Source organism: Microbulbifer sp. MCCC 1A16149, assembly GCF_050368945.1.
In the GTDB taxonomy this organism is placed as follows: domain Bacteria; phylum Pseudomonadota; class Gammaproteobacteria; order Pseudomonadales; family Cellvibrionaceae; genus Microbulbifer.
Genome location: NZ_CP185959.1, coordinates 2,045,997 through 2,067,065 on the forward strand (window position 1 = coordinate 2,045,997; position 21,069 = coordinate 2,067,065).

15 protein-coding genes and 3 tRNA genes are annotated in these 21,069 nt (G+C 56.3%); 14 read left to right on the plus strand and 4 right to left on the minus strand.

The window, feature by feature from the left end:
- Positions 1-241 precede the first annotated feature (241 nt).
- Positions 242-3,196 (minus strand): TonB-dependent receptor, encoded by a 2,955-nt coding sequence (locus tag ACONT6_RS08695; RefSeq protein ID WP_428821318.1) that lies wholly within the window; start codon positions 3,194-3,196, stop codon positions 242-244.
- Positions 3,197-3,397: 201 nt separating this feature from the next.
- Between ACONT6_RS08695 and ACONT6_RS08700 the strand changes: the two genes are divergently transcribed.
- Together ACONT6_RS08700 and ACONT6_RS08705 are read left to right on the plus strand one after the other, a co-directional pair.
- Positions 3,398-4,744 carry an MFS transporter gene (locus tag ACONT6_RS08700; RefSeq protein ID WP_428821319.1) on the plus strand — a complete coding sequence of 449 codons (1,347 nt, stop codon included), beginning with the start codon at positions 3,398-3,400 and terminating at the stop codon, positions 4,742-4,744.
- On the plus strand, positions 4,741-5,832 hold the full coding sequence (locus tag ACONT6_RS08705; protein ID WP_428821320.1) for a M24 family metallopeptidase: 1,092 nt from the start codon (positions 4,741-4,743) through the stop codon (positions 5,830-5,832). Before ACONT6_RS08700 ends, ACONT6_RS08705 begins: the two co-directional genes overlap by 4 nt.
- 71 nt (positions 5,833-5,903) lie before the next feature.
- Here ACONT6_RS08705 and ACONT6_RS08710 read toward each other — a convergent pair whose 3' ends face one another.
- Together ACONT6_RS08710 and pepQ are read right to left on the minus strand one after the other, a co-directional pair.
- The gene (locus ACONT6_RS08710; protein ID WP_428821321.1) at positions 5,904-7,169 is read right to left on the minus strand and encodes an NAD(P)/FAD-dependent oxidoreductase; all 1,266 of its coding nucleotides are present in this window, start codon (positions 7,167-7,169) and stop codon (positions 5,904-5,906) included.
- 53 nt (positions 7,170-7,222) lie between these two features.
- Positions 7,223-8,608: a Xaa-Pro dipeptidase gene (gene pepQ / locus ACONT6_RS08715; RefSeq protein WP_428821322.1), complete on the minus strand. Its 1,386-nt coding sequence runs from the start codon at positions 8,606-8,608 to the stop codon at positions 7,223-7,225.
- Positions 8,609-8,835: 227 nt separating this feature from the next.
- Here pepQ and ACONT6_RS08720 point away from each other — a divergent pair, with 227 nt between their 5' ends.
- From ACONT6_RS08720 to ACONT6_RS08730, 3 genes are read left to right on the plus strand one after another with little or no spacing between them, the layout of a single operon-like run.
- Positions 8,836-9,735: a dihydrodipicolinate synthase family protein gene (locus ACONT6_RS08720; protein WP_428821323.1), complete on the plus strand. Its 900-nt coding sequence runs from the start codon at positions 8,836-8,838 to the stop codon at positions 9,733-9,735.
- Between the two features lie 23 nt (positions 9,736-9,758).
- Positions 9,759-11,333, plus strand: coding sequence for an aldehyde dehydrogenase (NADP(+)) (locus ACONT6_RS08725; protein WP_428821324.1), 1,575 nt, complete (start codon positions 9,759-9,761; stop codon positions 11,331-11,333).
- Positions 11,334-11,388: 55 nt separating this feature from the next.
- The gene (locus tag ACONT6_RS08730) at positions 11,389-12,372 is read left to right on the plus strand and encodes a proline racemase family protein (protein ID WP_428821325.1); all 984 of its coding nucleotides are present in this window, start codon (positions 11,389-11,391) and stop codon (positions 12,370-12,372) included.
- A gap of 5 nt (positions 12,373-12,377) precedes the next feature.
- Here the strand turns inward: ACONT6_RS08730 and ACONT6_RS08735 are convergent, their stop codons facing one another.
- Positions 12,378-13,250: a GntR family transcriptional regulator gene (locus ACONT6_RS08735; protein WP_181253102.1), complete on the minus strand. Its 873-nt coding sequence runs from the start codon at positions 13,248-13,250 to the stop codon at positions 12,378-12,380.
- Between the two features lie 103 nt (positions 13,251-13,353).
- On the opposite strand from ACONT6_RS08735, the gene ACONT6_RS08740 reads away from it, so the two are divergent.
- The 9 genes from ACONT6_RS08740 to ACONT6_RS08780 all read left to right on the plus strand — a co-directional run bounded on the left by ACONT6_RS08740 (position 13,354) and on the right by ACONT6_RS08780 (position 21,068).
- Positions 13,354-14,202, plus strand: coding sequence for an acyl-CoA thioesterase (locus tag ACONT6_RS08740; RefSeq protein WP_181253101.1), 849 nt, complete (start codon positions 13,354-13,356; stop codon positions 14,200-14,202).
- Positions 14,203-14,345: 143 nt separating this feature from the next.
- Positions 14,346-14,422: transfer RNA gene (locus tag ACONT6_RS08745), tRNA-Pro, on the plus strand.
- Positions 14,423-14,677: 255 nt separating this feature from the next.
- Positions 14,678-15,349: a cupin domain-containing protein gene (locus tag ACONT6_RS08750; RefSeq protein WP_428821326.1), complete on the plus strand. Its 672-nt coding sequence runs from the start codon at positions 14,678-14,680 to the stop codon at positions 15,347-15,349.
- 164 nt (positions 15,350-15,513) lie between these two features.
- Positions 15,514-16,566, plus strand: coding sequence for a proline racemase family protein (locus ACONT6_RS08755; protein WP_428821327.1), 1,053 nt, complete (start codon positions 15,514-15,516; stop codon positions 16,564-16,566).
- Positions 16,567-16,599: 33 nt separating this feature from the next.
- A complete protein-coding gene (locus ACONT6_RS08760; protein ID WP_428821328.1) occupies positions 16,600-17,553 on the plus strand; it encodes an ornithine cyclodeaminase family protein in 954 nt (317 codons plus the stop codon).
- A gap of 116 nt (positions 17,554-17,669) precedes the next feature.
- Entirely contained in the window at positions 17,670-18,935 is a 1,266-nt protein-coding gene (locus ACONT6_RS08765; protein WP_428821329.1) for a hypothetical protein, read from the plus strand.
- A 450-nt stretch (positions 18,936-19,385) separates the two neighbouring features.
- Positions 19,386-19,459, plus strand: a tRNA-Cys gene (locus tag ACONT6_RS08770).
- A 72-nt stretch (positions 19,460-19,531) separates the two neighbouring features.
- Positions 19,532-19,617: transfer RNA gene (locus tag ACONT6_RS08775), tRNA-Leu, on the plus strand.
- A 197-nt stretch (positions 19,618-19,814) separates the two neighbouring features.
- Complete coding sequence (locus tag ACONT6_RS08780) at positions 19,815-21,068, plus strand: serine hydrolase domain-containing protein (RefSeq protein ID WP_428821330.1); 1,254 nt, start codon at positions 19,815-19,817, stop codon at positions 21,066-21,068.
- Position 21,069: the final 1 nt, after the last annotated feature.

Genomic DNA, 21,069 nt, shown 5'->3' on the forward strand with positions numbered 1-21,069 from the left:
GGCCCGTCGTCTTACTAAGTAGTACTCGATCGTACTCACAGGTACTTGCCCCGAGGGGCTTTCTTACAGAGAACGTTGGACCTCTCTGCTTATGCGCCGCTCTGCGGCGCTTTTTTTTGCCCGCTGATTGTCACTCCCTGCTTGGTGACACAAACCGCGGGCATAAAAAATCCCGGCTTGTGGCCGGGATTTTGTGTTTTCTGCGGCCCTACCTTTTGAGTGGGCCAGGTCAATGGCTTAATCAGAAATCATAGCGGGCCACCAGACTGAAGTAGCGCGCGCGGCTTCTCATTTCAGTCAGTCCATAGTCCGGATTGGTTTCCAGCCCATTGGTGCCCTGTACCGAGCGGATCTCGTTGACATCCAACGGTGCATCGTCATTCAGCGCATTGTAGATGGTGCCCTTGAGCAAGAGGTCTCCATCAAACAATGGCATACGATAGGCAAGGGACAGATCCAGTTGCTTGCTCCAGGGCAGGTTACCGGCCGAGCCACGCGGTGCCGGGTTTCCATTTTCGTCATAGAATGAAGCTTCCCCGTAGTACTGACTGATGCAGTCGCTCCAGGGACTGCCCTCAGCACAGCTATCCACGCCTGCTGGATGAATACTGAAATAGTTCTGCGGCCGCCCGGAAACCAGTGAGGTAACAAAGCCAAAGGTCAGGTCATCACTGAGATCGTAGTAGCCATTCAGTTTGAAAGCGTGGCGATGGTCATTGGGAAGATCGCCGTATCCGTGGTCCATCAGGTCCGCGTAATCATAAGATGTGGTCCAACCCGGATCCGCCTGGTTGTTGTCAGTCCGTACCAGTCCTTCCGTATTGCCGTAACTGTGCGACCACGTATAGGAGGCATCCAGGAACAGCTGGTCGGTAACCTGGCCACGCAGGGATGTCTCGAGAGCCAGGTACCGTCGCGACGCCTTGGGCAGTGCCAGCTCTTCGGCAGAAAGGCTCACGCTGTCTGGCTGTCCATCACCGTCAAAGTCATAGCGGATATTGACGTCTTCACCGGGATTGAGCAGTACGTAATAGCTGCTCTGGCCAACATTATCCTCGATACCATTGGCTTCCAGGTAATTGCTCAGTACCGGGCCAATATCCGAGTCTTCCACCGATCGCTTGAGATCCCGGTATACACCGCGAACACCAAGCACCATACCGTCCAGCACCAGTGTTTCCATACCGAGGGTGAACTCGTCAGAGTACATACCTTCGAGATTACCGCTGGCAATCAGTTCCGGCTCCACAATACCCTGCTGACGCACGTAGCTATGCAGCAGCTCACCACGGCTAGGTGAGCCGTCTTCGTTCAACGCGACCCGGCCGCCGGTGTCTGTGGTACCCGGTTCGTAATAATCAAACGTCTCGCGGGAGTATGAACCCTGAGTGATGTTCATGTTGGCGGAAACGGGCTGGTAGTAGCGCCCGTAAGTGGCAAACGCCTTGCTGTTACCGTCCCCGTTAAAGTCCCAGATTGCCTGGATTCGCGGCGAGATACCTTCATTTTTCACGAAGGCCTCACCACCGGTTACGGTATTTTCAAATTGCTCGTAGCGGGCACCGAGGTTCAGGGTGAAATCATCGGTGACCGTCCACGAATCCTGCAGGTAGAGCGCTGTTGCACTTACCGTTGAGTCGGTACCGCGTACGCGAATCCGGCGCTGAACGAGACTCGTGCCCTGCGGCTGTAGAGAGGGATCGTTGTCCGTGGCGAGACGCTGTTGCCACCAGCCGCGGGCGTCGCCCTCGCCGTTCTGGTTTTCCTGATAGAACACATCCACGGTACTGTGATCCACGCCCACCTTGATGGCGTGATCCAGCAGGTCATAACTCAAATCCAGACGTACCTGATCGCGGATATAGTCCTCGTCGTAAATCGTGGAATCACTGTGGTTACTGAAACTGACACAGGTGGCGCGACAATCGTACACGGAAGGCAAGTTGTTCAGGGCAGAGTTGTATACCGTCTCCTGGGTGCGGCCAGCGGTCAGGTCCACGGTAAGTGCATCGGTCAGGCGACCGTTGTAGTGCATCCCGTATACCTGGCCACCCTCTCGACTTTTGGTTTCACCGAGATAATCGCCGACCTGATTTTGGTCCGGAGTATAGGAAAAGCTTTGGTATTCACCATTTTCTTCATTATTGATAGCGGTGAAGTCCACTGCATGGTCTTCGTTGATAAACCAGTCCAGCTTTACCAACCAACGGTCTTCCTCCCGAGTGCGATCGTAAAAGCTGGAGCCGCTCGCCCATTGATCGTCCGTTTTGCGCGGGCTGTACAAGGCATAGAAGAACGCTTTATCGGGAACAATCGGGCCACTTGCCCACACCTGCGCCTCGTGGAAATCCATCTCGCTCTGCTCGGTATTGAGGGTGTACTCCCCGGCCGCATTGCGCACCGAACTGTGCTGGCTGCGCAATCCATCCGGGTCCATACGCAGCTGTGAGCCGAAATTGAATTCGTTGTTACCAGACTTCGAGACCGCATTGATGATCCCTCCCAGGGCACCGCCGAATTCCGGGTCGATCGCCCCGGTCTTGACCTGGGTCTGGCTGATGGCCTCCCACGGCAGGGCAATGGAACCAAGCCCGGTTTTTATATTGGATACATTCAATCCATTCAGGTAATAGCCATTCTCCGCAGAGGACGCACCGCCGAAGCTGGAAGCACCGTTGAAACTGCTACCACCGGCACTCACAACACCCGGTGCAAGCTGCGCCATCGCTTCAAATCCGGTATTGACCGGTAGCAGTTCCAGCTTCTCCTGGGTGATGACGACACCCGCGGTGGAGGAGCCGGTATCGACCGGACGCCGCATGCTGCCGGTCACTTCAACGATTTCCAGCACTTCCCCGGGTTCGGCCAGTGTCCCGTCGTAGACAACGGCCTGCCCCACCCGCACCAGCACCTCTGGCGTGCTCGCTGTGTCGTAACCCTCTTTTTCAAAACGCAGGGTGTACTCGCCCACTGGCAAATTGCGCAGGTTGTATTCACCCTTTGCGTTACTGGTGACCGTGCGTGTAAATCCCTTGCCGATGTGCGTCACAGTAATTTCAGCGCCGGCCAATACCTCACCGCGCGCACTGATTACCTGCCCCTTCAGGGTCCCCCCTGAAGTATCCGCCGCCAATACGGCGGTACTGCCCAAGGTGGCGCTAATGGCGAGCGCCAGTAGTCCTTTTTTGATTTCCATAGTCTCTATAACCCTCGGTTTATTCTCGATATTTATTATTGCGCCCAAAATATTTTTGTACGCAATATCAACTTAAACATATCTTGTGTACAATGACAACAAACGAGAATAACGAGTCAGCGACAGACAGGGGGCACCAGCATGGGCCGATCGACACTGGTACAGTTAGACACCGCAAGACCGACAGCATCAGCAACAGAGGTGTCGGAGACACTCGAGGATAGCCGCAGCCGATGCGCCGGTTTCGGTCGCAGTTTCTACGTGGCGAATGCCATGGAGATTTTTGAGCGGCTCGCCTGGTATGGTTTCTTCACCCTTTCCTCGCTGTATATGAGCTCTGGCGTAGAGTCTGGTGGGCTTGGGTTTTCTGATATCCAGCGGGGCACCATTCAGGGCATCATTCCATTCCTGCTGTATCTGTTACCGGTATTCACCGGGGCGCTGGGGGACCGCTACGGGTACAGGAAGATGTTCTTTATCGCCTTTGCCATCATGACACCGAGCTACTACCTGCTTGGCCAGGTCAGTAGTTACGGCGCCTTCTTTACGGTACTGCTGTTAGTGGCCATCGGTGCGGCAATATTCAAACCTCTGGTGGTGGCGACAGTGAGCCGAACCACCAATGATCAGAACCGGGGAATAGGCTTCGGTATTTTCTATACCATGGTGAATGTGGGGGGCTTTGTGGGCCCTTTAATTGCCGGGGTGATCAAGGCCATCAGCTGGGACTGGGTGTTTACCCTTGCCTCCGCCTGGATCGCGGTCAATTTCCTATTACTTCTTGCCTATAGGGAGCCGGTAGCCACTACCCCCGGATCGAGCGCTAAAAATCCCGTCTCGATCGTGACGGATATCGCCCGGGTAATGAAAAACCGGCCGTTTGTAATTTACCTGTTGATTATGGCCGGCTTCTGGGCCTGCTATAACCAGCTATTTCTGACACTGCCCCTGTATATACGCGACTTTGTCGATACTGCTCCCTTACTCGAAACCGTAGCCAGTTTCAGCCCCAATGTCGCCGGTGCGATTGCATCGGAAGACGGCACACAAGTGAGCCCGGAATTCATTACCGCATTTAACTTTGGCAGCATACTCCTGTTACAGATCGCGGTGAGCACCTGGTGCCAGAGCTTGCCCGCTCTCAGAGTGCTGGTCATGGGAACCATTACCGTAGCCGCCAGCTTTCTGTGGATTGGCTTTGGTCCCATCTGGGGTGGATTGGGTGTAGTCACCGCGGTGGTGGCCTTTTCCGTCGGCGAAATGCTCGCATCACCGAAAAGCCAGGAGTATGTCGCAGAGTCCATGCCCAGCGCCCAGGCCGCGCTGTTTATGGGCTACTACTTTCTATCCATGGCACTGGGCTTTCTGCTCGCCGGATTGATGTCCGGGTGGGGTTACGGGACTCTTGCCAAGACCATGGGAAGACCTGACCTGATGTGGGGATGTTTTGCAGTCCTTGCGTCGATAACCGCAGTCGGCCTGCTCTGCTACCACCGCCAGTTTTCCATTCAACGCCAAAACCAAGACAGACGCGAAGAAACCCCATGACTCGTACAGATATCGCCAGAAAATCCATCCACCAACGCGGCCTGGACGGCCTGCTTGTAGCCAGCATGCCCAATATCCGCTATTTAAGTGGCTTTGCCAGCGACGAACAGAATGTCGCCCTGCTGCTAATCACGCGCGAGCAACAATTCCTGATCACCGATTACCGGTTCGGTGAACAGGCCTCTGAGCAATGCACCCCGGATACCGAAGTCATCGTGCGCGACCGGGCGCGTGAGTCACTTGGCCAAACCATCTGTCGACTCGCCGGTAAAGGGGGCGTCCACAAGCTTGGGTACGAGCAGGATCACTTTACCTGCAGTGCCTGGCAATTGATCGCAGACGCCCTCTCACGAACCCTCCAGTGCACTACTGCCGTTTCCGGACTGGTCGAGCAGCTGCGCCGTATCAAAGAAAACGTAGAAATCGAATCCATGCGCCGCGCCGCGCAAGTAGGTGACCAGGCTCTTGAGCGGCTGCTCACGATACTGCAGCCCGGAATGAGCGAGCGGGAAGCGGCCATCGAACTCGAGTATGCATTGTTAAGGCAGGGATCAGAGGGGCTCGCCTTCCCAACCATTTTTGCCTCGGGGCCCCGCAGTTCGCGTCCTCACGGTATGCCCAGCGAGAGGATTATCGAACGTGGAGACCTGATCACCATCGATTTTGGCGCGGTCATCGATGGTTATCGCTCGGATATGACCCGCAGTATCGTAATGGGTAGTGCCGACCCGGAGCAGCGCAAGGTCTATGCGCTGGTACGCGAAGCCCAGCAGATCGGCCTTGATCACCTCTCGACCGGGCAACCCTGCTCGCACCCCGCGCAAGCGGTAAGTGAATTTCTGTCGCAATCGGAATATGCCCGCTTCGCCGGTGAGGGACTTGGTCACGCACTGGGTCTTGAGACCCATGAAAAACCTTATCTCGCGGCGGGCGAAGATACATTGATGGAAGCGGGATTTGTGGTGACGGTAGAACCTGGCATCTACATTCCAGGCTGGGGCGGTGTGCGCATTGAAGATGACGTACTGATCGGCGATGACGGCATCGAAATTCTCAATAACTTCAGTAAGGAACTTATTGAGGTTTGATCGGAAAGTGTCGGGCTACTTCGAGATCACGATAATCCGGTGGAGGACACCTCTTCCACCGGATTTTCTGTTCAGAAGCGTGTAATGGAAAATGGCGTGAGGTCCAGTTCCGGGCGCTTTCCTTCCAGCTGGTCTGCAAGCAACTCTGCAGTAATCGCGGCTTGCGTCAGCCCCAGGTGCTGATGCCCGAAGGCAAACAGCTGGTTGGGGTTTTTCGGGGACGCACCAATCACCGGCAGTGAATCCGGTAGCGATGGCCGGAATCCCATCCAGCGCTGCGCCCCCTGACTTTGCAGGCCAGGCAAAATTGATTGTGCATGCTGGAACAGGATATCCGCCCGTCGATTGTCGGCCGGGGCCTCTAATCCCGCCAGCTCCACCGTACCAGCCAGACGCACCCCCTCCTCCATCGGCGTCATCACAAACGAGCGCTCGAAGGACACCATCGGCCGGGACAGAGTACAACCTGGCTCTGGCAGCATCAGGTGATAGCCGCGCTCGGTGTCCAGAGGCACAGAAAAGCCCAGCTGCCTGGCCAGGGGACGGGACCAAGCCCCGGCAGCGAGAATGACTTTTTGTGCACGCAGCGCACTGCCATCGGCCAGTACGACCCGTGTCGTACCATCCGACAGAGTGTGCGCATCGGTCACATTCTGTTGCAGGAAAACGCCACCCTGATCGCAGAAGCGGGAAACCAGAGACTGCACCAGCCGGAACGGATTGACGGTATGCGCGGTTTTCGGAAAGAAGAGCCCACCCGCAATATTTTCACCGAGTGCGGGTTCCAGATCCCTTATCTCTGCGCGATCCAGAGACTCGATTTCCACCCCGAATCCCCTGAGTTGCTCGACGGTTGCCCGATTCTTTTTTTCTGATTGCTGGGACTCATAAATGGTGAGCGCGCCCTTTCTGGTCATCAGATCCTGTAGCTCGAGACGCGTCAGCAATCGGTTGTAACTATCAATAGACCGGCTGTTCAGCGCGCGCAGATTGTCGCAGGAGCGACGCACATTACCGGGAAGCGCGGCCAGCGCAAACCGCATTAACCAGGGCAACATCTTCGGCAGATACTGCCACCGAATGGACAGAGGCCCCAGGGGATCTGCAAGCATTTTAGGGAGAGCGAGGATGGTCTGCATGTTAGCCAGGGGGAACACGACATCTGTCGCAAAATGTCCCGCATTGCCATAGGAGCAACCATTTCCGGGCGTGTCGCGATCCACCAGAAACACCCGGTGTCCGCGGCTCTGCAACTGCTCGGCAATGGCCGCACCGACAATGCCGCCTCCGATCACAACAACTTCATGTTCTGCGTTACTGTCTTTCACTCTGGTCACTATTCTTTTATCCAGCCATTTGAGCGCGTCGTTTTACTAGTGATCCAGCTCAATCACATTACTGCATTGCTATCTGCATCAACATGCAGAAGGTCAACCGCCTTCTCCTTCGCCAGCGCCTTGAACGCATCCCGGCTCTGGTTTTCTACGCGGTCCTCGTGGATAAACAGGCAGTCCTCTACCCTGACACCACCATATTTTCGGAATTCGTCGATCTTTGCCCAATTCACTTTACGGCTGTGTTTGTTGTGTGCCAGCTCGCCAAGCAGCATATCCATGAAGTAGATACCCGGTTCGATGGTCAGGGCCTGGCCAGCCTCGATGGTGCGCGCCAAACGCAAATAAGGTGCGCGCGGGTCGCGCAGGCTGGCCCGCATTCTCGGCGCCATCTGGTAGCCGCCGACATCGTGTACCTGCAGCCCGATAAAGTGCCCCAGGCCACAGGGGAAAAATACGTTGGTAATCCCCTCGGCCACCATGTCTTCCGGATCCATGGCGACGAAGTTGAATCGCTGCAGGATTTCGGCAATTTTGAAATGCGCGCGCCAGTGCAGGTCGGCAAAACTTTCACCGAGCTTTACCTCCCCAACCAGTGCCTGCTGTGCCTGGTCCACTGCCTGTAAAAGCACAGCGTACTCGCCATCGCGAAACGCATAGCTACGGGTTATATCACTGGCATAGCCTGCATAATCTGCACCCGCATCAATCACCAGGGAGTGTATGTCGCTTGCCGCCATCTTGTCCCTGTCAGCACCGTGATAATGTAACACCGAGCTGTGTCCATTCATGGCAATAATGTTGGTATAGGGCAACTCGACTTCCAACACCCCGGCGCCTCGCAAATAGGCGTGGTGGATTTCCAGCTCGGTACCACCCGCCATAAACGCATCCCCCGCCGCCATATGCCCGGCTGCGCTGATGCGATTGGCGCGGCGCAGGCACTCCGCTTCATAAGCGGTTTTGTAGGCCCGGTAGTAGTGCAGCTCATCGACAAGTGCACGGGGATTCACCTGGGACTTTGCCAACCCAGACATGCAGGACGCATCTTCGCCGATAAATGCACAGCGACTCATATCTCCCTCAAGCGCCGCCGCCACATCCTCCACGGCCGTCACCAGCTCGATATCAAAGAAGTCCGCCCAGTAGCCCGCCGGGTCAGACGGTGGCTTGTGCCAGTAGTCCTCGGGCTGGAAGTAAATCAGACGCGGCTTGCTACCGATCCGGTAATCGATTGCGCAATGTGGATGCGCCAACAGCGGCAGCCAGTGTTTGAAATGCGGATTGACCTTGAACGGGTAATGGTTGTCGTCGAGAAACGGGACCAGCGAACCTCCCGAATGAATAACCACCCGAGAGTACCCTGCCGCCTCCAATGCCTTTGTGTGACGGTGGATGAGTGTATCTATATGCGCTGGGTACAAAGCGGCCAATGTAGTCATCTGCGATCTCTCCGGTACGAATGCGTATCAATTCTATAAAGAAGGCTGCTACCTGGTGCTCGAGGCCTGCGAAATGTGGCCCGCGAGATATTTATCGGTTGACAGCCATCGAAAACTTTATTTATTGTACACAAAAACACATACGGGCAAAGCGCTTTTTACCACTGCCAGCGCAATCCCACCCCATTCGCACAACAAACATGCAGTAACCATGATGAGGAAGTCCCATGCAGATTAATTGGAGCGGCGTATTCCCGGCAGCCACCACTCAGTTCAACGCCGATGAAACGGTGAATATTCCGGCAACCCTGGCCCACCTGGAAGTGATGCTTGAAGCGGGTATTAATGGATTGGTCATGCTTGGCACCGTGGGAGAAAACTGCTCCCTGAGCCAGGAGGAAAAGGCGGAAGTGCTGTCGGCCACGGTCAAGCATGTCAACGGCCGCGTGCCGGTACTGACCGGGGTATCCGAGTACACCACCACCCAGGCAAAGGAATTCGCTCGCGCCGCACAGCGGGCGGGTGTAGACGGCCTGATGGTTCTGCCACCCATGTCCTACAAGGCGGACGCCACGGAAATCGTGACCCATATCCGCGGCGTCGCTGCGGCCACGGACTTGCCGGTGATGGTGTACAACAACCCCGCCTGTTACGGCGTGGACGTATCGGCGGAAGCGGTAGCCGACCTCGCACAGGTGCCCAATATTGTTGCGGTAAAAGAGGCATCCGATGACCCGCGCCGCCTCACCGATATCGCCAATCTCGTGAGCGATGATTTTGTACTCTTCTGCGGCGTTGACGACCTGGCCCTTGAGAGTATCGCGCTCGGTGCCCACGGATGGATTTCGGGACTGGTCAATGCGTTTCCACAGGAGAATCGCCTGATGTGGGATCTGGCCACCAGCGGCAACTTTGAGGAAGCACGCAAAGTGTATCGCTGGTACACCCCACTGCTGCACCTCGATACCAAACCCAAGCTGGTGCAATACATCAAGCTGGCAGTGCAGGAATGCGGCTACGGTAGCGAACTCTGCCGCAATCCACGCCTGAACCTGGCCGGTGAAGAACGCGAACAAGTGCTGAAGATCATTCGCACCGCAATCGCCACCCGTCCGAACATTCAGTAAGACCAGTGAGTGGAGAATTTGCGATGTACTCAGCCCCCGTTCTGATAGCGGGCGAGTGGCGTCAAGCGGCCGAATCCGGCCGCTTTCAGCCCGCCAACCCGTCTACCCGCGCTCCAATAGAACACCAGTATCCCGTGTCCAGCTGGTCCGATTGCGACGCTGCACTGGACGCTGCGGAGCAAGCCGCACAAGAGTTGAAATCCCTCCCGGCACAGGCAAGGGCCCGATTCCTCGAGCGATTTGCCGAGCTTATTGAAGCTGAAGCAGAGTCCATTTGCGCTCGGGCACACGAGGAAACCGGCCTGCCGGTAAAACCACGCCTGCTTGAGGTAGAGCTGCCGCGCACCACCAACCAACTGCGCCAGGCGGCAAGCGCTGCCGCAGATGGCTCATGGGCACGGGCCACGATCGATACCGCAGCTAATATCCGCAGCCTGCACGGTCCCATAGGACCGGTTATCGTTTTTGGCCCGAACAATTTCCCCCTGGCGTTCAATGGCCTGGCCGGTGGTGATTTTGCCGCAGCAGTAGCCGCTGGCAACCCGGTGATCGCCAAGGCGCACTCGGCACACCCCGGTACCTGCCTGATGCTGGCAAAACTGGCGCTGCAGGCAATCAAAGAAACCGGACTTCCCCTGGCTACCGTACAGATGCTGTACGCGACCAGCCGCGCGGACGGTTTGAAAATGGTCGGCGATAGCCGCACCGGGGCAGCCGCATTTACCGGGTCCCGCGCCGCAGGCCTCGCCCTGAAACAGGCTGCGGATGCGGTGGGCACCCCTATTTATCTCGAACTATCCAGCATCAACCCGGTGGTTGTTCTGCCGGGAGCACTGCGCGAGCGCGGCAATGAGCTCGCCGAAGAATTCACCAGTAGCTGCTTAATGGGAACCGGACAATTCTGCACCAATCCCGGTCTGGTCATCCTGCCGGCGGGGAAGGACGCGGAGCAGTTTGTGAATCTCTGCGTGGAACGATTCAACAGCAGCCCGGTAGGCACCCTGCTGAGCGCCGGTGTCGAAACCAACCTGAGCCGCGCCGTAGAAGAATTGCAAACCGCCGGGGCAACATGCCTCACAGACAACACCACTGCGGATCCAACCCGAGTCTCACGGCCAAATACGCTATTGCGCGTTACCGGTCAGGGGTTTCTCCAGCAGCCAGAGCGCTGCCAGACTGAGGCATTTGGCAATACCGCGCTGATCGTAGAGAGCGATAGTATTGACGAGACCCGCCAGATTCTCGGCGCCCTCGAAGGCAACCTCACCGGCTGTATCTACTCTGCGCGGGATGACAGCGACGATTCCGATTACAATCAGATCGAACCGGTAATGCGGACCAAGGTTGGCCGGCTGCTGAATGACAAGATGCCCACGGGTGTCGCGGTCTCCCCGGCGATGAATCACGGTGGCCCCTTCCCTGCATCCGGGCATCCCGGCTTTACCGCGGTAGGAATCCCGGCCTCGCTGATCCGTTTTAGCAAGCTCGATTGCTATGACAACGTGCGTGCCCATCGACTGCCCCCAGCACTGCAGGATGAGAATCCGACAGGAGCCTGGCGCCTGGTGGACGGTGAATGGACCAAAGCGCCACTTTGACCACTTTGAATCCATTCAGCTAACGGCGACAATAAGAATAATCCGGAGAGTTATCGTGTTCGGCGACAAGAATCAAACCGTAAATCACAGTATCGAAGTCGTGGACTCCCATACCGGCGGGGAGCCCACTCGCGTCATCGTGGAGGGCGGCCCCGACCTGGGTGACGGAAGCATGGCTGAACGACTGGTGCAGTTTCGCGAGCACTTCGATCACCTGCGTGCTGCGCTAATCCGCGAACCTCGCGGATCCGATGTGTTGGTCGGTGCCCTGCTTTGCCAACCTCAGGACCCGGAGTGCGCTGCCGGGGTTATCTTTTTCAACAATGTCGGCTATCTCGGTATGTGCGGCCACGGCACCATCGGCCTGGCTGTCACCCTTGCCCGCAAGGGATTGATCGCACCGGGTGAACACCAGCTGGAAACCCCGGTCGGTAAAGTATCGTTTGTCCTGCACAACAACCACCGGGTGAGCCTGGATAACGTTGCCAGCTACCGTTATCGGAAATCTGTCGCTCTGGATGTTGAAGGTCTGGGAACGGTCACCGGGGATATCGCCTGGGGAGGAAACTGGTTCTTTCTGATCGGCGAACACGGCCTGCGTGTCGATGTAGACAATACAGATCAGCTCTCAGACTACTGCCATCGTGTGCGAATCGCATTGGCGGAAAACCAAATTGCCGGGGAAGACGGTAGCGAGATCGATCACATCGAACTGTTCGCGCCGCCGTCTGATCCCGCGAAAGCGGACAGCAAGAATTTTGTGCTGTGCCCCGGTAACGCGTATGACCGCTCACCCTGCGGCACCGGAACCAGTGCAAAACTGGCTTGTTTGTATGCGGACGGGATCATCCAGGAAGGTGACGTGTGGCGTCAGGAAAGCGTCATTGGTAGTGTTTTTGAAGGCAGGGTTAAAGCACTACCCGCTTCTCGGGATGGCAGGATAGAAGTGATTCCCACCATAACCGGCAGCGCTTATATCAGTGCCGAATGCCGTATTATCCTGGACCCTGAAGATCCGTTCGCCCACGGCATCGGCTGATCTGATCAGGCGGACTGCTTTTCGTTCAGGAACGCGATCATTCTGGATACCGCTTCCCGCTGCTCACGGATATGGGCGCTCAACGCTTTACGAGCGCCCTTCCAGTCTTTCGCCAACAGGCACTCCACGATATCGCAGTGCTCGCGCGCCATTTCCCGCTTCACTTTTTCATCAATAACCGCGTAGTTGAACAGGGCATTGTAGAAAGGGCTGTAGCGCTCAAAGAACTCTTCAATGTAACGATTACCGCAGCGTTTTATCCAGTAGTCGTGCAGATCAAAATCCAGCTCAGACTGCGCGGCGCCAGTGGCCGGGCGGTTTGCCTTGAGTAACTGTTGCAGTTCTTCGTCGGTAAAATGCCCGCGCGCGAGATCCAGCGCCTTCAATTCCAGCATTTCCCGTATATCGAGATAATTGTGCATGTCCTGTTCGCTGAACGGGTGCACCCGCCAGCCGCAGCGCGGCACATGTTCGATCAATCCCGCCCCGGCCAGGCGCGAAAAAATCTGCCGCACCACGGTACGGCCAGCGCCGTATTGCTCTGCGGTGGCCTGCTCGCGCAGGTATTCGGTATCCTGCTTCAAGCTTCTCGCAATGACATCCTCGCGGATTTCATCGTACAGCTTGTGCTCAGTGGCATCGGCTTTAGGGGTCTCCAGTTTCACCCCTTTCAATACTTCGGGCTGCGCTTCCAGACGGCCGTTGTCTTTGCGACGGATTACGCCCTCTTCTACCAATTCATCGACGGCATGACGTACCGGTGTCAAACTGACCTTGTAATGCTCCGACATAGCGCCCAGGGTCAGCTTGTACGGCAACTGGCCTTCCGCCTGGAGAACGGCTTTTACATCAGATTTGATAAATTCAGTAATGGTCATTGAGCCAACACTTGCTATTATTTTCAGCCCTGCCCTCACGGCCTGATTCGCTGGTGGGCCGGGAAAGAGGTAATAAATTTACAGAAGACAGGCAGTATCGCCCATGTTGGAAAAGCTGAGCAAGCTCCTTGACGTAGAAGAACTTGACACGAATCTGTTCCGCAGCCGGGAACACGTGGAAAACTACCGCAAGGTACTCTTTGGTGGCCAGGTATTGGGCCAGGCACTGATGGCCGCCGCGCGCACCGTCGAAGACCGCCTCCCCCACTCCCTCCACGCTTACTTCCTGCGCCCCGGCAGCAGCGAGAAACCGGTGATCTACGATGTAGATCCCATTCGCGATGGTGGAAGTTTCACCACCCGCCGCGTGGTTGCCAAACAGAACGGCAAAGCCATCTTCAATATGTCCGCCTCCTTCCAGATCGAGGAGCCGGGCTTTGATCACCAGTCAGAAATGCCCACTGAAGGGGTAATACCGCCCGAGAAGCTGAAAAACACCCAGCAGCTGGCTGAAGAAGCGGGCATGAATGGCGCGGCTCAGAACCAGCGCCGCTACATGGTGGATTTCCGCCCGATCGACCCGATGAGCTACTTTGACCGCGAGATCCGTGAGCCACGCTGTATGTTCTGGTTCAAGGTGGACAGCGAGCTATCTGACGACCCGGTCGAACACCGCAGCGCCCTGTGCTATGCGTCGGATATGGCCCTACTGGGCACCAGCCTGCAGCCACACCCGATCAGCCTGTTCGATCCCAACCTGATGCCCGCCAGCCTCGACCATGCGATGTGGTTCCACCGCCCGTTCCGCGCGGACGAGTGGCTGCTGTACGTGACCGACAGCCCGTCTGCCAGTGGCGCCAGAGGCTACTGCCGTGGCCAGATCTTTGCCCGCGATGGCCGCCTGGTCGCTTCCACGACCCAGGAAGGTTTAATCCGCCAAATCAAGGGCTGACGCGGCCTCCGGGGCCCTGACCGGCCCCGGCGTTAAATTTAATGAAATCAGTGGTTTACAGAAGCGAAACGCTTGCTATAATGCCGCCCGCTTCACAAGGAAGCCCGAGCAGGTCCCGTTGCGGGATCACAGCTCAAACAAATCGGTGAGTAGCGCAGCCTGGTAGCGCACTTCGTTCGGGACGAAGGGGTCGGAGGTTCGAATCCTCTCTCACCGACCATATTTTAAAAACCCGCTTTCAAGCGGGTTTTTTTATGTCAGTCTTTCGGCCAATTGTCCCTGATACCCACACCTCATATCCCGAGCTGGCCAGCCAGAACCCTTATTCCGCCTCCAACCTCTGACGCCTGACCGCCACATAAAATACTTTCCTGAGCGTAACGCCCCTGTTGCCGCGCTAGAATTCGCAATGCCAGAAACAGGTATATAGCCAGCACAAAATTCAGTACAACTGCGCCCGCAAGGAACCCCTCAAATGCTGATCAACGCAGATTTTTCTCGCCGCGCCACTGTGAGTGGCGACGAGTATCAGTGGATTGCCTCCCCCCAAGCAGGAGTCGAGCGCGTGATGCTGGATCGTATCGGGGAAGAAAAAGCCCGAGCCACCAGCATCGTACGGTATGCGCCCAACTCCCACTTCCCCCAACACCAGCATCCGGGGGGCGAGGAGATTCTGGTGCTATCCGGTACCTTTTCAGACGAGATGGGCGACTATCCGGCAGGCTGGTATCTTCGCAACCCACCAGGTTCCAAGCATCAGCCGTTTAGCGATCCGGGTGCGACTATTTTCGTGAAACTGAGGCAAATGCCAGCGGAAGAAAATCAGACTGTGCGCGTAAACACCAACGATACGAATTGTTGGCAACAGATGACTGATCGCGAAGTCTGCCCTCTTTTTTCCGGAGGCTATGAGCAGGTTAGCCTTCAGCGATTACAGGCCGGCATACCCTTATTCCCGGCATCCATCCAGAGTGCTGAACTGCTCATACTTTCCGGCACCCTGCGCGTCCGTGAACAGCGTTTCTCAAAAGGCAGCTGGATACGCCTCCCAGCTGGGGAATACCCTGAATTTCTCGCCGGTAGCGATGGCATCACCTACTTTGAAAAGAAAAACCATCTTGGTGGCGTGATGGATCATTCACCTTGAAACAACGATGCTTTACGCCGCGCCTCTACCCCGAACTTCAGACTAATTGATTCTACAAGCCGGTATTGTTATTGTGCTCGATATAATATTTCTGGCAGATTCATATGGCACGGGAAAGCGCGTTCGAATTAATCAAAAAAAGTGTCCACCGGTGCGTTCCGCCCATGGCAGGCGCTATGCAGGCGATCGACACTATCGACATGCACACCGGCGGCGAGCCGTTACGAGTGATTCTTGCGGGTTTTCCTGAGCTGGAGGGCGAAGATGTGTTGGCTCGCAGAAAGCACGCTCGCGAACACTTCGATTACCTGCGCACTGCCCTAATGTGGGAGCCGCGCGGACACCGGGATATGTATGGCGCGATACTGGTACCGCCCAATGACGATGGCGCGGACTTCGGAGCCATCTTTATTCACAATGAAGGCTTCAGCACCATGTGTGGTCATGCTGTGATAGCACTGGCCAAGCTGGCAGTGGAAATGGGCTGGGTCGAGGCCCGCCCGCCAGGCAGTGAAACACCCGTGGTTATTGATGCTCCCTGTGGGCGTATTCGTGCATTCGCGAGAACAGACGCCGACGGACATGTGGTTTCCTCGCGATTTATCTGTGTTCCATCCTTCAGTCTCGCCCAGAATCAGCAAGTCACCGTGCCGGACCTCGGCGACATTCGTTACGACATTGCCTACGGCGGTGCGTTTTACGCGTACGTGGATGCCAACCAGCTCCCCTTCCCGCTCCTCCCCGAAAATACGCAGCAATTGATCGCTGCCGGACGCGCCATCAAAAAAGCCGTGATCGCGCAGGGTATCTCAATCCAACATCCTGACCAGCCGGATCTCGGTTTCTTGTACGGCACCATATTTATGGATATGCGAGCGCTTTCCAGGAACCCAGCGTCTAGCTCCGCTGGCGACAGCATCTGCAGTCGCAACGTGTGCATTTTTGCCGATGGTGAGCTGGATAGATCCCCAACCGGATCTGGCGTGGCAGGAAGACTCGCGCTGCACCTGGCCCAGGGAAAATTATCAGCTGGCCAGACGCTGACCGTAGAGAGCATCACCGGTAGTAGTTTTCAGGGAAGTATCGTAGAAACACTCGACTATGCTGGCCACAAGGCGGTTGTTCCCGAAATCAGCGGCACCGCACATATGACCGGTCAACACCGTTTCTATATCGATCCACTGGATCCGCTTAAAAACGGTTTTTTGCTCGATTGAATACCGCCTCTAAAAATCAGAAAGATTCGAATCATGCAGTACATTGATGCCAACACTGTCCACCAGTCGCTAGAGTATCCGGAACTCATCTCGGCGCTGCGAAAGGCATTTCGCGAACAAAGGGTGCAGGTACCACAACGGCACCACCACCACTACCGATACTCCGCAGGCCATGACCGCGAAAATACACTGCTGCTGATGCCCGCATGGCAGGCGGACGGCTATCTGGGAATAAAGACCGTAGTGGTCGCACCGGACAATCAGAATGAACCGACCATACAGGGGCAGTACACCCTTATTGATGCGGCAACTGGGACCCCCAGGGTGGTCATGGATGCGGCCAGTATCACTGCGCGACGAACCGCAGCGGCCTCAGCCCTGGCAGCAGATTATCTGGCACCGGTCGATGCAAACACCCTGTTGATGGTCGGCACGGGAACACTCGCCCCCGAGCTTGTGCGCGCGCATGCCAGTATACGCCCGATAAAAGAAGTGCTGATTTGGGGGCGTTCGGCAGATAAAGCCCGGGCGGTAGCAGCCACTTTGCAGGGCGAATCTTTCGACGTCTCGCTGTGCAATGATATTCAATCCGGCATGCAACGGGCTGACATCGTCAGCTGCGCCACCATGAGCAAAACGCCGCTGATCTACGGTAAGTGGCTGAGAGAGGAGCAGCATATTGACCTGGTAGGCGCCTACCGGCCGGATATGCGGGAAGCGGATGATCTGCTAATCCGGCGCGTGGCCCTTTATGCTGATGTAATGCCCCACGCCCTGAACGAGACCGGCGATCTGGCGATTCCCATTGCTGAAGGTGTAATTACCCCGCAATCGGTCCTCGGCGACCTCCCCTCCCTGTGCAAATCCCCAGCACCCGCGGAGCGCGCTGGGGTTACCTGCTTCAAGTCCGTAGGGCACGCCCTTGAGGACCTGGTCGCTGCCAGCCTGGTTCACGCACGCGTCGAATCAGGCAGCGGTGCGGGTTAATTTTTAACCACCCAAGCTCCGATAAGTCTTTGAAAAGCCTGTCATGGCACTGTTAACCTTGCCTGCGGTCATAAGATGTACCTGCCGCCCATTGGTAACGGAGCCAAACAGAATTCATGTTCCATACGTTGCGCATTATATTTTCCTGCCGTGCCGTCATAGCCACCGCCCTGTTCGTGTTAACCAGTATTTTCGCTGGGGCGGCGGCAGCTGCCGAGAAGCAGTACTACGACATTGTCTACAAGGCGCAACTGGACCCAGACAGCGGCTTGGCGAATGTGGAAATCACACTCTCCGGAAAAGAACTACCTAGCAAACTTACCCTCCACCTTGATCCGGAGCGACACACGGCTCTGGAAGGCGAACATCTGACAGTAGAAGGCGATAAGGCCATCTGGAAACCCAGCGGAGCGCGCGATGGCATCCGCTATCAGTTTGTAATAGATGCCAAAAAGTCTTCCGGTAGATATGACTCCCGAATCACCGACAAGTGGGCCATCCTGCGCAGCGACAAGCTTATTCCACCGATCGCAGCTCGAGCACCGAAGCACCTCCACTCCAAAGCAACCCTTAAAATAGAAGCACCGGACCGATGGAATGTGCTCTTGCCCTATGAAAAGAAAGAGCCCGACACCTTTACGCTGAAGGACCCGGGCCGCCGCTTCATCCGCCCTAAAGGCTGGATGATCGCGGGAAGAATTGGCAGCCGCCAAGACGTCATCGACGGCACTGACACAGTTGTTGCAGGCCCCCTGGGAAAAGGCCTGCGCAGGCAGGACACCCTGGCTTTCCTCAGCTGGACCCTGCCTGAACTGAAAAAGGTGTTCCCACAATTCCCGGACAAACTTCTCATCGTCATGGCCGGAGACCCCATGTGGCGTGGCGGCCTGTCGGGTACTCGCTCGCTGTTCATGCACGCAGACCGGCCGCTGATCTCCGGAAATCGCACCAGCAGCATGTTGCACGAGCTGGTTCATGTCGCGACAGGGATTCGGGGAGACAAGGAGAGCGACTGGATTGTGGAGGGCATCGCGGAATACTACTCCCTCAAAACTCTGCGCCGCACCGGCGGCATCAGCCAGAAGCGTTACCTACAGGCATTGGACGACCTGGCCAAGTGGGGCAAAGAGTCGCCCAATCTTCTGGTCAAGCGCTCATCCGGCCCAACCACCGCCAGGGCTGCGGTCGTGTTGTCCGAGATTGACGAGGCAATTCAGAAATCCAGCAATGGAGAGAAAAGTTTGGACGATGTGGTGCGCACTATCGCCGTGGACCGCGGAGAAATCACCCTGGAGAAGTTTCGCACACTCGCGGAACACGCGGCCGGAACGAAGATTCCACAGCTAGAGCGCACATTTCTTGCGGGCAAAAAAAAGCCCTGACGACGGGGGGGGAGAGCGTCAGGGCCAAGACCATTAGGAGTGAAACTTGGAGGATTTCATCCTTACAACACACTGGATACCCGTATGGAGGAAGGCATCCGGCCGGCACTACTAAACACGACGTGGGGGGAGATGTGTGCAAGCCAGCTACATTCAGTATTGGCTAGACCCCGGGTTTTGCCAGCTGGATACCGGAAAACTTTAGAACATTTGGCAATAGAAAATTTAGAGAAATTGCCATCAGTTATTAGACGCGGGAACCGGCTGAATATTGGTCAAATATCCACCGCCTCATAACTCATCTACACTTCCGCTTGACTAATCCCCGACAACCCATAGAATAGCGCCCTCTTACACGCCCAGCGGCACGTAAGTATCAGAAAATGCTAGGATTTTTGGATTATATCCGCTAGAATCCGCGGCGTTTTCATCGCTGAAATGCGATATTTAGGCTAGGTGGCAGAGTGGTCATGCAGCGGACTGCAACTCCGTGTACGCCGGTTCGATTCCGACCCTAGCCTCCATATTCTCCTGGCGAGCTCTCCCGAGCTGGCCTTTCTCACTGGCACCACAGGGTGCCAGCTGAACACCTCCTGGCCCGGGTGGTGGAATTGGTAGACACAAGGGATTTAAAATCCCTCGGCTTCTGGCCGTGCGGGTTCAAGTCCCGCCCCGGGCACCACCTCCCTTTCTCTCCTAAGCTTTCCCAAGATCAACAGATCTTCACCTATACCTGTTTCCGCAGCTTGCGTGAGCGCCCCCATCGGGATGGACAGCAACACACTGATCAAACTCGTCTCGCTCAGCCTTATAGCCCTGCTACTGGCCTATAGCTACGCGCGCGCAAAAACTTTGCTCTCCCGATGGGAGCCTCTATGTATGCTGGCAAATATGAGCGCAAAGTTTGCCTGCTCAGCGCGCCATATCTCCGGCTTCAGTAATGAAAAAATATACCGGGATCTTCACAATTATTCCCCCCTGTTTTCACTGGTGCGAGTGAGTCATACAGGCAACGTGACCAAGGCGCAGTTGGGAAAACTTGTGTCCGCGCAGGTACGGTTCGATCCAGCTATGGGAACGCAGCTGGGTCCACAATTGGAGCCACGCAATCAGACAATCTCGCACGCTCCCAGCCCCTCGATCGAATTTCAGCATCGCCGCAGTGAACCCCATCACCAGAACGGTGCGCACACCCCCCTTCAGCAGCTACTTGAGCGGCAGCTACAGGAAGACTTCTGTACAGGCCTGGACACTCGTGCGCTAGTGGTAGCCTGCGGGGATCGGGTGATCGCGGAAGCCTACGGGAATGGCATCACAGCGCACACACGGCTTCTCGGCTGGTCGATGACAAAGAGTGTTATTGCAATGCTGTTTGGCAGGATGGAAGCGCTGGGGCTGGCAAGCGCACAAGAACGAGATCTTTTTACGGAGTGGAGCCAGGATGCACGCTCTTGCATCTCCCTGGAAAACCTACTGCAGATGTGTGACGGACTGGCGTTTGACGAACGCTACTACCCCGGAACCGATGCCACCCGCATGTTGTTTGGCGACCAACCGGCGTCGCGCTATGCACTGCAGCGCCCCCTGAAATACTCCCCGGGTTCACGTTTTTCCTACTCCTCAGGATCCACCAATCTGATTGCCCGCTGGATGCACAAACAGCTGGGGGGCACCGAGAAATCAATAAAGTTCCTGCAGAGAGAATTCCTTGAGCCAATGGCGCTACACAGTCTGCTACTTGAGACTGACGCCGACGGTGTATTTGTCGGCAGTTCCTATGGCTTTGCCACCGCAGGGGACTGGGCAAAACTCGGCATTTTATTGCTCAATAATGGGATGACCAGGGGCGCACAAGTGCTGGATAGCAAATGGATACAGCGGGCCGTAACCAGCAACATCAGCACTAATGACTCCTGCTACGGCTACCAGCTGTGGCTGAATCACAGCTGTAGGGACGAATTACCGCTGCATCCGAAGCTGCCGCGCGACAGCTACTTTATGCTCGGAAATCGCGAGCAAAAGCTGATGGTATGCCCGAGCCATAACGCCGTCATCGTGCGCCTTGGCTGGTCAGCCTCGCCCTACCCCGCAGAATCGCGCTTTGGAGAAATCCTGGACGCTCTTCCCCGCTGAC

Coding starts and splice junctions, on each gene's coding strand:
- ACONT6_RS08695 (WP_428821318.1), bottom strand. CDS start 3,196: ATGGAAATCAAAAAAGGACTACTGGCGCTCGCCATTAGCGCCACCTTG.
- ACONT6_RS08705 (WP_428821320.1), top strand. CDS start 4,741: ATGACTCGTACAGATATCGCCAGAAAATCCATCCACCAACGCGGCCTG.
- pepQ (WP_428821322.1), bottom strand. CDS start 8,608: ATGACTACATTGGCCGCTTTGTACCCAGCGCATATAGATACACTCATC.
- ACONT6_RS08720 (WP_428821323.1), top strand. CDS start 8,836: ATGCAGATTAATTGGAGCGGCGTATTCCCGGCAGCCACCACTCAGTTC.
- ACONT6_RS08725 (WP_428821324.1), top strand. CDS start 9,759: ATGTACTCAGCCCCCGTTCTGATAGCGGGCGAGTGGCGTCAAGCGGCC.
- ACONT6_RS08735 (WP_181253102.1), bottom strand. CDS start 13,250: ATGACCATTACTGAATTTATCAAATCTGATGTAAAAGCCGTTCTCCAG.
- ACONT6_RS08740 (WP_181253101.1), top strand. CDS start 13,354: ATGTTGGAAAAGCTGAGCAAGCTCCTTGACGTAGAAGAACTTGACACG.
- ACONT6_RS08750 (WP_428821326.1), top strand. CDS start 14,678: ATGCTGATCAACGCAGATTTTTCTCGCCGCGCCACTGTGAGTGGCGAC.
- ACONT6_RS08755 (WP_428821327.1), top strand. CDS start 15,514: ATGGCAGGCGCTATGCAGGCGATCGACACTATCGACATGCACACCGGC.
- ACONT6_RS08760 (WP_428821328.1), top strand. CDS start 16,600: ATGCAGTACATTGATGCCAACACTGTCCACCAGTCGCTAGAGTATCCG.
- ACONT6_RS08765 (WP_428821329.1), top strand. CDS start 17,670: ATGTTCCATACGTTGCGCATTATATTTTCCTGCCGTGCCGTCATAGCC.
- ACONT6_RS08780 (WP_428821330.1), top strand. CDS start 19,815: ATGCTGGCAAATATGAGCGCAAAGTTTGCCTGCTCAGCGCGCCATATC.